This window comes from Dietzia sp. SLG310A2-38A2 (genome assembly GCF_014145095.1).
Lineage (GTDB): Bacteria > Actinomycetota > Actinomycetes > Mycobacteriales > Mycobacteriaceae > Dietzia.
The window spans coordinates 1-12,146 of the sequence record NZ_JAALDX010000046.1; the positions used below are offsets into that span (position 1 = coordinate 1).

Here is a 12,146-nt window from a genome sequence, read left to right on the forward strand (position 1 = left end):
GCTGCTCCGGCTGCGAGCAGTCCCGCGGTGGCGACACGACGCGCGTTCGAACTGGCCTTGATGCTGTGGGCTCCCACGAGAGTGATTTCCTCTTTCTTCCTGGACACCGACCGGGTTAGCTGACGGGTTCGGACACGGAAGTCTGTCCTACGCCCCGACCTCGCAGCCTTCGGGCGATTCACCCCAGTGGAACTTGGTTCCCCGGTGCGCCGCGTTGGCGCTTAGGTGGTGACCCCGGCCCCCCGCCGGCGGGCGGGTGATGACTTCCGAGGTCTCGAAAAGGTTACGAAACCATCTCGTCGAAGTCCAGTCCATCCGCTAGGCGGCAGTCTCAGCGCCCACGATCTCGACGGTCGAGACCATTCCGAGCCCCATGAGCACCTCGATCGCCGAACGCACCTCAGGCTCCAGGACGTATCCGCACGACTCTTCCGAAAGCGCGTCTACCTGCGACTCTTCGGACAGCAGTACCGAGACGACGCAGTCCTCGCACTGGCGCGGGCGGGCCGGACACCGTGAGCAGTCCATCGACAACATGATCTACATCACACTCCGTCCTGGGCGTGTTGCCCATTCGTTACCGGGCCGCGATCTGCGGCTCCGGGCCGACCGTAATCGCGGGGTACGACATTCAGCTCCGCGGCGTGGAGAGTCGCCGTCACCCCACTGCAGGACCGGGTCGCTGTCCGACCGGGTCGCTGTCGGACCAAGTCGCTACCGTCTGCGGCATGCCCACCACCCCGATGCGAGAGCCGGTCCACCCGCTCGGGACCCAGGGGGTCCAGGCGGCGTTCGACGAGCTCGAGCCGATGCTCTCCGAGGTGACGTTCGTCGTGGTCGACCTGGAGACCACCGGCACCCGGCCGGGGACGGACGAGATCACCGAGATCGGCGCGGTCCGGGTTCGGGGCGGCGAGGTCCGGGCGGAGCTGTCCACGTTCGTCGCCATCGACGGCGCCCTGCCCGGGCATATCAGCAGGCTGACCGGCATCGCCCCCGGCGACCTCGTCGGCGCCCCTGCACTCGGGGAGGTGATGGCGACGTTCCTGGAATTTTCCAGGGGCGCCGTCCTGGTTGCCCACAACGCCCGGTTCGACCTCGGCTTCCTCCGTGCCGCAGCGGCGTCGACCGACCATCAGTGGCCGGATCCCCCGTCGGTCTGCACCCTCGCCCTGGCACGTCGGGTTCTCCACCGGGGCGAGACCCGCGGGCACCGCCTCGGCGAACTCGCCGCGCATCTGGGATCCACCGTCGAGCCGAACCACCGGGCACTCCAGGACGCCCGCGCCACCGTCGACGTCCTCCACGCCCTGATCTCCAGGGTCGGCGACTGCGGGGTGTCCACCCTCACCGAGCTCCGCGCGTACGACGGCCGCCTCGCCCCCGAGGTGCGGCGCCGCGCCGCGCTGACCGAATCCCTCACCACCGGCCCCGGTGTCTACCTCTTCCGCGACGGTTCGGGCGGCGCCCTGTACGTGGGTTCATCCGTCTCGGTGCGGCGGAGGGCCCGCTCCTACTATTCCGGAGCCGATTCGCGCATCAGGATGCGCACGATGGTCGGGCTGGCAGCGAGTGTCGAGTCGGTGCCGTGCGCGCACCTCCTGGAGGCGTGGACAGTGGAGGAGCGGCTCATCGACTCCCTACAACCGCCGTACAACCAGCGCTCGCGGAGTCCCCGTCGCGGATGGTGGCTCTCCCCTCCCTCCGGGCGGGCGATCCGCGGGCAGGTCACCCGGACCCCGGAGCACCCGTTCCCCCTCGGCCCGTTCCAGAGGGCAGAGGACGCCAGATCGGCGTGGTCGGACCTCGCGGAGTCCCTCGGTTCCCCACCTGACACGGAGGAGTGGGAGTCTCTGGTCACCGGCCGGAGCTCGACGGCCGTCAGAGCGATGGTCGACCAGATCGACGCGATCGCGGCGGTCGGAGCGTTCGAGCGTGCGGCCCGGCTGCGCGATCGTGCAGCGGTCCTCGTGCGGATCCTCTCCCGACAACAGGAACTCGCCGCCACCGCCGGCCTGCGCGAGCTGGTTCTGGCCCAGCCCGGGCCCGCACGGACATGGGCCGTGGCAGTCGTGCGTCACGGACGACTTGCCGGCTCGGGGATCGTGCCAGCCGGAGCCGCCCCCCTGCCCGTCATCGACTCGCTCAGAGCGGGCGCCACGACTGTGCAACCCGGGCCCGGACCGTTCTCCGGCGCAAGCGCGTCGGAGATCCGGAACGTGCACAGATGGATCGACGCCGCACCCACCCGCATCGTGTCGGTCGCGGGGTGCTGGGCGCTTCCCGTCGACGGCGCCCACACACTGACCGGGTGGGCGGATCGAGCCGAACGGGCGGCCTCGGGGACCAGCAGAGCAGGGGTCAGTTCCGCGCGGCGCTGAACGCCGCCCACCTGTCCAGGAGTCCGGCCGCCTCGCCGTCGTCCACCGCCTTCGCGGCGCGTTCCACCGCCGACGTCATCGCGGTCACAAGGTCGGCCCCCCGATCGAGGCCGTCGAACGCCACCAGCGCTGCCGCGGAATTGAGCAGGACGGCATCCCGGACGGGGCCCCTCTTACCCGCCAGCAGGTCCCGGGCCACGATCGCGTTGTGACGCCCGTCGCCCCCGCGCAGTTCCTCGATCGCGCACGTCGCCATCCCGAAGTCGCCGGGGGCGATCTCGTCCTCGTCGATCCGGCCGTCCGAGACACGCAGCACGCGGGTCGGGCCGGTCATCGTGATCTCGTCGAGGCCGTCGGCGCCCCGCACCACCAGTGCCGAGCGACCGCGGAGCGCGAACACCTCGGCCATCACGGTCATCAGGCGGTCGAAGGCGCACCCGATGAGGTTGGCCGCGGGTGCTGCGGGGTTGGTCAGCGGCCCCAGGATGTTGAAGACGGTCGGGATGCCGATCTCCCGCCGAGGCGCGGCGGCGAAGCGGAGTGCGGGATGGAACACGGGGGCGAAGCAGAAGGCCACGCCCACCTCGTCCACACACCGGGCGACCTCCTCCGGGCCCAGGTCGATCGCCACCCCGAGGGCCTCGAGGACGTCGGCTCCTCCGCTCTTCGAGGACGCCGCACGATTACCGTGCTTGACCACGGGCACTCCGCAGGCGCTCACGACGAGAGCAGACATGGTGGAGATGTTGACCGTTCCCTGCCGGTCGCCACCGGTCCCGACGATGTCGACGCAGGGCCGGGAGGTCGGCACCCGACGCGAGTAGTCGAGCATCGTGGAGGACAGGGCGTCCAGTTCCGGACCCGTCACACCCTTCATGTCGAGCGCGACCCCGAACGCCGCGATCTGCGCATCCGTCGCGAGGCCCTCCATGATCCGGGACATCGCCCAGCGGGCGTCCGCCGGTTCCAGGTCCTCACCCGCCGTGAGCGTGCCGAGTACCCCGGGCCAGGACCGGCCCTCGTCGAACGCTGCAGAACTCCCCACGTGTCCCGACCTCTCTCCCTGGATCCCGGCGGTCCGTCACCGTCCGACCGCACAGTGACAATCGTGCCACCAGCCGCATCGCCGGTGCCCGCGGACTCCCGCCACGGGGCCCGTGCTGGCACCTGCACGGGGCCCGCGCTGACACACGCACGGGGCCCGCGCTGACACCCGTCGGAGAGCCTGAGAAGCCCCTGATACCCCTGCACGGGGTGCGTCCCCTGACCGGTGACCGGGGAGTTCTAGGAACGACCTGCGAAAACGCTGTGGAGACACGCCGAAATCGGGGGTCCCTGCAGCCTCCGCCCACCTCAGGGGTCATACTTGGCCTCGTGACGAGCGCAGTGGATAACTCAGGATCGGCAATGGCTCAGCGCGTTCATTCGCTGAACCGGCCGAACATGGTCAGTGTGGGCACCATCATCTGGTTGTCCCAGGAGTTGATGTTCTTCGCGGGGCTGTTCGCGATGTACTTCGTCTCCAAGGCGAACTCGGGAGGTGACTGGCCCTCCTACCCGACGCACCTCAACGTCCCGTTCGCCCTGACTATCACGGCGATCCTCGTGGCGTCCTCGGTTACCTGTCAGATGGGCGTCTTCGCCGCCGAGCAGGGGGACGTCTTCGGTCTCCGCCGCTGGTACGTCATCTCCGCCCTGATGGGCACGGTCTTCCTCATCGGTCAGGCCTACGAGTACGTGATGTTGTACATCGAGGGCACCACGATCTCGTCGAGTGTCTACGGGTCCGTCTTCTTCATCACCACCGGTTTCCACGGTCTCCACGTGGCCGCCGGCGTACTGGCGTTCGTCGTCCTCGTCATGCGGACGACCATGTCCCGGTTCACTCCCGCCCAGGCCACGGCGGCCATCGTCGTGTCGTACTACTGGCACTTCGTCGACGTGGTCTGGATCGGCCTCTTCGTCACCATCTACTTCATTCAGTAGTCAGCTGGCCGCAGGACGCTGCGTCCAGCAGGTCCCAACTCCAAAGGGAACTCACAATGAACTCACCTCACCCACCCGCTGCGGACACGCCGTCGCCGGAGCCCGCGGTGAATCCGGCTCGTCCGGCCTCGTCGAAACGTCGCCGTAAGGCGACCGGCGCGCTCGTCATCGCCGCCGGTCTCCTCGGCGCCGGGGCCATCGCCACGGCCGTCGTTCCCGAGCCCCAGGTCGCGACGGCCCAGCAGGACCAGGCCGCGCTCATAGCCGAGGGCAAGTCGATCTACGACGTCGCGTGCATCACGTGCCACGGCCAGAACCTGCAGGGTGTCGAGGACCGCGGTCCGTCGCTCGTCGGCACGGGCGCGGGGGCGACCTACTTCCAGGTCCATTCCGGTCGTATGCCGGCGGCCAACAACGAGGCCCAGGCCGAGCGTAAGAAGCCGCGCTACAGCGAGCACCAGATCATCGCGCTCGCGGCGTACGTCGACCTCTTCGGCGGAGGCCCCGAGATCGTCACCGATCCCGACGGTTCGATCGCCCAGGAGTCCCTGCGTGGCGCCTCGGGCGAGGCCCGTGCCGAGGAGATCGCGCGCGGTTCGGAGCTCTTCCGCCTCAACTGCGCCTCCTGCCACAACTTCACCGGTCGCGGCGGTGCGCTGTCGGCGGGCAAGTACGCCCCCATTCTCGACCCTGCCAACGAGCAGGAGATCTACCAGGCAATGCTCACCGGCCCGCAGAACATGCCCAAGTTCTCGGACCGTCAGCTCACGCCTGACGAGAAGAAGGACATCATCGCCTTCATCAAGGACACGGATTCCAAGGTCTCGCCCGGCGGTTACGCGCTCGGCGGGCTCGGCCCCGTGACCGAAGGTGTGGCCATCTGGCTAGTCGGCATCGTCGCCCTCATCGGTGCGACCCTCTGGATCGGATCCCGTTCATGAGTGAGACCCCCAAGAACCCGTCCCCCGCGGACCTCGACCGGATGAGCGACGCCGAGCTCGTCCGGTTGGGTACCGAGCTCGACGAGGTCGACGTCCGATTCCGCGAGAACCGTTGGCCGGATGGTGTCAGCTCCCGATCCGAGAAGCGTGCCGCGCGAGTCGTCACCATCTGGTTCGCACTGTCCGCGGTCCTCGCGCTCGCCTTCGCCGTGATCTACATCGCCTGGCCGTGGGAGTACCGCGGCCAGGGCGAGGACGGCTACTGGCTCTACATGGTGTACACGCCCCTGCTCGGCCTGACGATCGGTCTGTCGATCCTCTTCCTGGGCTTCGGGGCCGTGCAGTTCACCAAGAAGTTCATCCCCGAGGAGATCTCGGTCCAGACCCGTCATGACGGCCCGTCGGAGGAGATCGACCGCCGGACGATCGTCGCCGGACTCAACGACTCCTGGAAGACCTCGACCCTGGGTCGACGCAAGGTCATGGGAGGCTTCCTCGGTGCGAGCGTCGCCCTCATCGGCCTGTCCGCGATCCTCCCGCTCGGTGGCATGATCAAGAACCCGTGGCGCCGCGGGGAACTCACCATCGCCGGAGACGGCACCCTGCACACCACCGGCTGGACCCTCGCGTCGGACACCCGTCCCGACGGACTCCCCGCCGAGAAGGTCTACCTCGGTCGTGACACCGGCAAGGTCTACCCGGACGGTCATCCCCCGGCGGGCGAGGGCCGCCTCGAGCGCATCCACGTGGAGGACCTCTCCGCCGGTGGACTCGAGTCCGTGTTCCCGCTTCCCGCGAGCGCCCTGGGCGACTTCGAGGAGCACATGCATTCAATCCACGGGGTGCGTAACTCGGTCATGCTGATCCGCTTCCGCCCGGCCGACTCGGCCAGGGTGATCAAGCGCAAGGGCCAGGAGAACTTCAACTACGGCGACCTGTACGCCTACTCGAAGATCTGCACGCACCTCGCATGCCCCACCTCACTGTACGAGCAGCAGACGCACCGCTTCCTCTGCCCGTGCCACCAGTCGCAGTTCGACGCGCTCGAGTACGCGAAGCCGATCTTCGGCCCCGCCGCGCGCGCACTGCCGCAGTTGCCCATCGCTGTTGACGACGAGGGTTACCTCGTTGCCAACGGCGACTTCATCGAGCCGGTCGGACCTGCCTTCTGGGAGCGTCGTTCATGAGTAACAACACCAAAATGGCCGCAGTGGGCAATGAGCTCGACTCGCGGTACACCATGGCCAAGGGCATGCGCCGGCAGATCAACAAGGTCTTCCCCACGCACTGGTCGTTCCTGCTGGGTGAGATCGCCCTGTACAGCTTCGTCATCCTGCTGATCTCGGGTGTGTACCTCACCCTCTTCTTCGATCCGTCGATGTCGAAGGTGATCTACCAGGGCGCCTACGCCCCGCTCAACGGCATCGAGATCTCCCGTGCCTACGAGACGGCGCTCAACATCTCGTTCGAGGTCCGTGGCGGCCTCTTCGTCCGCCAGATCCACCACTGGGCGGCGTTGCTCTTCGTCGCCTCGATGGTCGTCCACATGATCCGCATCTTCTTCACCGGCGCGTTCCGTCGCCCGCGTGAGGCCAACTGGGTCATCGGTTGCGTGCTGCTGCTGCTGGGCATCGTCGAGGGCTTCCTCGGTTACGGCCTGCCGGACGACGTCCTGTCGGGAACCGGCCTCCGGATCACCTCCGGCATCATCGTCGGACTCCCGGTGATCGGCACCTGGATGCACTGGATGATCTTCGGCGGGGACTTCCCCGGCGATCTCATGATCCCGCGCTTCTACGTCCTGCACGTGCTCATCATCCCCGCCATCATCCTGGCCCTGATCGCCGCGCACCTCGCGCTGGTCTGGTACCAGAAGCACACGCAGTTCCCCGGGCCCGGCCGCACGGAGAACAACGTCGTCGGTGTCCGGATCCTGCCGGTCTTCGCCGTCAAGTCCATCGCGTTCGGCGCCATCACCGTCGGCATGCTCATGCTCTTCTCGGGCCTGTTCACCATCAACGCCATATGGAACCTCGGGCCATACAACCCATCCCATATCTCCGCCGGCTCGCAACCCGACTGGTACATGCTGTGGACAGAGGGCGGCGCCCGCGTGATGCCTGCGTGGGAGATCTACCTGGGCAACTACACCATTCCCGCCGTGCTCTGGGTGGCTGTGATGCTCGGCGCGATGGTCGCCGTGATGTTCCTGTACCCGTGGATCGAGGCCAAGCTCACCGGTGACACCGCGCACCACAACCTGCTTCAGCGTCCGCGCGACGTGCCGGTTCGTACCGCCGCCGGCGTCATGGCCATCACGTTCTACGTGATCCTGGTGTTGATGGGATCCAACGACCTCATCGCGTATCACTTCAACATCTCGCTGAACGCCACCACATGGGCGGGCCGGATCGGACTGATCCTGCTGCCGCCGGTCATGTACTTCTTCACCTACCGGCTCTGCCTGGGTCTCCAGCGGGCCGACCGGGAGGTCCTGGAGCACGGGATCGAGACCGGCATCATCATGCGGATGCCGCAGGGTGAGTTCGTCGAGGTCCACCAGCCGCTCGGTGGGATCGACGAGCACGGCCACGCGGTTCCGCTCGAGTACGCGGGCGCCAAGGTGCCCACGAAGATGAACCAGCTCGGTGCGGCCGGTCGCCCCCCGCGGGGCGCGCTCACGGCCGACCCGGTCGACGAGGTTCGTCTGCTCGACGACGCCGATCACGGCAAGCACGACCGGGAGCACTCGATGCTCACCACGCTGCAGGAGGAGAACCGTACTCGTCGCCACGACGAGCACTGATCCACCGCTGACACCCGACCGCGGGCCGGAACTCCGACAGGAGTTCCGGCCCGCGGTCGTCTCGCACCTACCACCGGCGAGCGATCTCTCCACAGCTCGGCGGCCATGCGACGAACACAGGCGGCCGGCCTCCGCGATGCTGATCCCCCCGGAGGGGTCGACATCGACGGCTGCGTGACTCCGACCTCGTTCCACCGACCGCAGACGGCCTCCCCCGGTGACGAGTGGTGCCAGGGGCCCATAGGACTAACCGGACGGCGAGAACTCCATGGCCGGGTCAGTCAGTGGGGCGGTAGGCCCACCCACCGGTCACGGGGTGACCGGTACGGAGTTCGCCGGCGCGGGGTTCACCGATAGCGGCTGCCCGGCCATGTCGGCGACGGCTCGGAACGCCATCGTCATGCCAGATCCCAGGGGCACCCCGGGACCCGGGTAGGCCGCCCCGGACACCGAGGCCGACGAGTTCCCGGCGGCGTACAGGCCCGGGATCGGTGCACCGTCGGTATCGACCACGGATCCGTTCGGGTCGATCACGGCACCGCCCTTGGTGCCCAGGTCCCCCAGGACCACGCGCACGGCGTGCAGTCGCTCGCCGCCCAGTGGTCGCAGGCACTCCTCGGGCGTGGAAGCACCGAGGAAGAAGCGCCCGTAGGGATCCTCGCCTCGAGCGAAGTCGGCATCTCTGCCCTGGGCGGCGAAACCGTTGAATCGAGCGACGCTCTCGCCGAGGACGTCCGGATCGATACTGATGGACTCCGCGAGCTCTCCGATCGACCCTGCGGTGTGCCAGAGACCGGCCTCGCGCAACTGCTCGGGATCGGGCGCGGGAACGCAGATCGCCGGATATCCACCCGCCTCGGAGTCATCGAAGACGAACCAGAACTCCTCGCCCGCCCCGTCCTCCATCCGGGCGTGCATTCTCCGGCCCATCTGGTCGTACGGCAGGAGTTCGTTGCCGAAGCGTCGACCGGTGCCGTCTACGATGATCCCGGACCGGAAGCCGAGTGTGAACGCCGCGTGCCCGTTGGGGAACAGGGTCGCCGGGCACCACCACGACTGGTCGAGTAGGTCGAGCCGGGCCCCGACCTCATCGAACATGCGGACGGCGTCACCGGACCCGGTATCCGGGTGGGAGGCCGACCAGGCTGCGGTCGGCATCCCCTGCCACTGTCGACGCAACTCCGTCGACCGCTCGAACCCGCCCGCGGCCACCAGCACGCCACGCCGTGCGCGTATCGACCGCACGCCCGAGCCATCACGCACCTCGACCCCCACGACCCGCCCGGCGTCGTCCCGGATGAGCTGCTGTGCTGCCGTCGACAGCCGCAGCTCGGCGTTCTCCATGCCGTCCAAGGCGAGTACGAGGCGGGCGACCCAGGCGCGGCCGCCCTCCAACCTGGTGGTGTCCTCGGGGGCACCGAACTGGTCTGACGGGACCGAGGAGCGGATATCGCCCGTGCGCTCGCCCACCTCTTCCCCCCTGATCGGCTTGGGGTAGATGCTTCGACCCGTCTCCTGGCGACCGGGTGCGTCGAAGTAGTCGGGGAACGCCTGGAACCGCGTGGGGATCCCCAACGCCCCCTCTAGGAAGTCGACGACCATCGGCCCGGTGTTCAGGTACGCGTCCTGCAGTTCGTGGTCGGTCCGGTCACCCACCACGGCACGGAAGTAGGTGCGACCCATCTCCACCGAGTCCTCGAGCCCGTCGCGCGCGAGAACCGCGTTACCGGGCAGCCACACCGCACCGCCGCTGTACGCGGAGGTGCCGCCGAATCGATCCGTCTTCTCGACGAGGCAGATCGACAGCCCGCGCGCCGCGGCCGCAGCAGCACCGAAGAGCGCCGCGACGCCCGATCCCACCACAACGACATCGAACTCTGTATCAAACGTCCTGCTCTGCGCCGTCACGGGCACTCCTCGTCTCGTCACCACCGGGCATCCGACCCGGACTCCGGCCGCCGGCCGCCAGTCACTGGTCGATATTTCCTAGAACACGTTCTACGATAGCGGGCCGATACCTGGCTCGCGGCTCGAGCGACCGGACTGGTGACACCGCCACGACGTGAGGGCATGATCACGGTGTGACGGGCAACGAGGTCGAACACACCGAGGACGGTCGCTACATCGTGGTCCGGGGAAGGCGGTGGAGGGCCACCGATCCGTCGATTCCGGACACGCTCAGATCCGAGCTGGTCTCCGCACTCATGACCGGCCGCCGGCTCGTGAGGACCGAGGGCGACGCCGCCCGGGTGATGGTGCACGACGCCAAGGTCGCACTGGGCGAGCGCGGCGCCCCCTGGTGGGAGCCCACCGAGGAGGGGACACGGGACCGGCTCGCCGCGACGATCCGGACGCTCGTGCGCTCCCGCGGCGAGGGCTCGATCTGCCCCAGCGACGCGGCCCGCACGGTCGGCGGCGACCGGTGGCGAGAGCTCATGGGGACCGCCAGGCAGGTCGCCCTGGACCTCCGTGCACACGGTGTCGTCGCGATAACTCAACGCGGAGAGGTTGTCTCCGGAACCGAGGTCCGCGGTCCGATCCGAATCGTGGCGGCGGACGCACTCGACTTCCGGCCGCCGACCGACGGCACTGCGGAACCGGGCTGAAGCTACCAGCCGGTAACCCGCGCCGTTGCTCCGTGCGCAGCCTTGTACGATCACTACCGGTAGGAGACATTCACCTGATCGTCCCGTCCCCCTCTCACGGCGGGTCGTCCCACGGAAAGGCATACACCCTTGCGCCGCACAGTGTTCAACGAAGACCATGAGGCCTTCCGCCAGACAATCCGCGCCTTCATCGAGTCCGAGGTGTCCCCCCATTTCCAGGAGTGGTTCGACGCGGGCATCGTGCCGCGCGAGTTCTACTACAAGCTCGCCGACCTCGGGGTCTTCGGCATCAATGTCGATGAGGAGTACGGCGGTGCCGGGATCAACTCGCACAAGTTCGAGGCCATCCAGTCCGAGGAGACCGCCCGGGCCGGCGTGAACTTCGGCGGGTCGGGCGTTCACGTCCTGTTGGGGCTCCCCTACATCAAGGCCCTGGCCACCGAGGAGCAGAAGCAGCGCTATCTGCCCAAGTTCGTCGCCGGCGAGGAGATGTGGGCGCTGGCCATGACCGAGCCCGGCACCGGCTCGGATCTCGCCGGCATGAAGAGCACGGCCAAGCTCTCCGAGGACGGCACCCACTACGTCCTCAACGGCGCCAAGACGTTCATCACGGGCGGTGTCCACGCCGACCGCGTGATCGTCTGCGCCCGGACCGCTCCCCCGCGCGAGGACGACCGCCGCTTCGGCATCTCCCTCCTGGCCGTCGACACCACGCTCGAGGGCTACTCCGTGGGACGCAAGCTGGACAAGGTCGGGCTGCGAACCTCCGATACCGCCGAGCTGGCCTTCAGCGACGTCAAGGTTCCGGTCGAGGATCTGCTCGGCGAGGAGAACCGTGGCTTCTACTACCTGGGCCAGAACCTGCCGTCCGAGCGCTGGGGGATCGCCTACGGCGCCTACGCCCAGGCCGCTGCCGCCGTGCGATTCGCCAAGGAGTACACCCAGCAGCGCACGGTCTTCGGCAAGGAGGTCGCCTCGTTCCAGAACACCAAGTTCGAACTCGCCGCTTGTCAGGCCAAGGTCGACGCGTCGCAGGCCGTCGCCGACCGGGCGCTCGAGGCGCTCGACGAGGGAGAGCTGACCGCCGCCGAGGCCGCATCGGCCAAGCTGTTCTGCACCGAGATCGCGGCCGAGGTGATCGACCGCTGCCTGCAGCTGCACGGCGGATACGGCTTCATCAACGAGTACCCGATCGCTCGTCTGTACACGGACAACCGGGTCAATCGGATCTACGGCGGAACCAATGAGGTCATGAAGACCATCATCGCCAAGGACATGGGACTGTAGTTCCCGCACCTGGCATGAACCGGGCCGGGACCAGCGCGCCGCGCGGGTCCCGGCCCGAGCTCGTTCCCGGGCATTGCCCCGGCGCGGGAGAGAGGCCCGAGTGAGGGCATTACCGGCTCTTCGCATCTGAGTGTGGGTG

General features: G+C 68.1%; 9 protein-coding genes and 1 riboswitch. Of the genes, 7 read left to right on the forward strand and 2 right to left on the reverse strand.

The genetic code is table 11. The annotated features are described in order from the left end of the window. Positions 1–90 precede the first annotated feature (90 nt). Positions 91–238, reverse strand: a riboswitch (cyclic di-AMP (ydaO/yuaA leader). 490 nt (positions 239–728) lie between these two features. After that, a complete protein-coding gene (locus tag G6027_RS01715; protein WP_182634837.1) occupies positions 729–2,381 on the forward strand; it encodes a DEDD exonuclease domain-containing protein in 1,653 nt (550 codons plus the stop codon). On the opposite strand, the gene trpD is transcribed toward G6027_RS01715, so the two are convergent. After that, a complete protein-coding gene (gene trpD, locus G6027_RS01720; protein ID WP_182634838.1) occupies positions 2,362–3,426 on the reverse strand; it encodes an anthranilate phosphoribosyltransferase in 1,065 nt (354 codons plus the stop codon). The two genes, G6027_RS01715 and trpD, sit on opposite strands and share 20 nt — an antisense overlap. 329 nt (positions 3,427–3,755) lie before the next feature. Between trpD and G6027_RS01725 the strand changes: the two genes are divergently transcribed. The 4 genes from G6027_RS01725 to G6027_RS01740 are packed head-to-tail and all read left to right on the forward strand — an operon-like array spanning position 3,756 to position 8,114. Continuing rightward, positions 3,756–4,367, forward strand: coding sequence for a heme-copper oxidase subunit III (locus tag G6027_RS01725; protein WP_107748276.1), 612 nt, complete (start codon positions 3,756–3,758; stop codon positions 4,365–4,367). A gap of 56 nt (positions 4,368–4,423) precedes the next feature. Beyond that, positions 4,424–5,308, forward strand: coding sequence for a cytochrome c (locus tag G6027_RS01730; RefSeq protein WP_182634840.1), 885 nt, complete (start codon positions 4,424–4,426; stop codon positions 5,306–5,308). Continuing rightward, a complete protein-coding gene (locus G6027_RS01735; protein ID WP_182634842.1) occupies positions 5,305–6,495 on the forward strand; it encodes a ubiquinol-cytochrome c reductase iron-sulfur subunit in 1,191 nt (396 codons plus the stop codon). Before G6027_RS01730 ends, G6027_RS01735 begins: the two co-directional genes overlap by 4 nt. Continuing rightward, the gene (locus tag G6027_RS01740; RefSeq protein WP_182634843.1) at positions 6,492–8,114 is read left to right on the forward strand and encodes a cytochrome bc complex cytochrome b subunit; all 1,623 of its coding nucleotides are present in this window, start codon (positions 6,492–6,494) and stop codon (positions 8,112–8,114) included. The genes G6027_RS01735 and G6027_RS01740 overlap by 4 nt, the downstream gene beginning before the upstream one ends. 309 nt (positions 8,115–8,423) lie before the next feature. Here the strand turns inward: G6027_RS01740 and G6027_RS01745 are convergent, their stop codons facing one another. Further along, on the reverse strand, positions 8,424–10,022 hold the full coding sequence (locus G6027_RS01745) for an FAD-dependent oxidoreductase (RefSeq protein WP_182634845.1): 1,599 nt from the start codon (positions 10,020–10,022) through the stop codon (positions 8,424–8,426). 173 nt (positions 10,023–10,195) lie between these two features. Between G6027_RS01745 and G6027_RS01750 the strand changes: the two genes are divergently transcribed. Together G6027_RS01750 and G6027_RS01755 are read left to right on the forward strand one after the other, a co-directional pair. Then, complete coding sequence (locus G6027_RS01750) at positions 10,196–10,720, forward strand: DUF3253 domain-containing protein (RefSeq protein ID WP_182634847.1); 525 nt, start codon at positions 10,196–10,198, stop codon at positions 10,718–10,720. Between the two features lie 129 nt (positions 10,721–10,849). Next, a complete protein-coding gene (locus G6027_RS01755) occupies positions 10,850–12,007 on the forward strand; it encodes an acyl-CoA dehydrogenase family protein (protein ID WP_182634849.1) in 1,158 nt (385 codons plus the stop codon). The last annotated feature ends 139 nt before the right edge of the window (positions 12,008–12,146 follow it).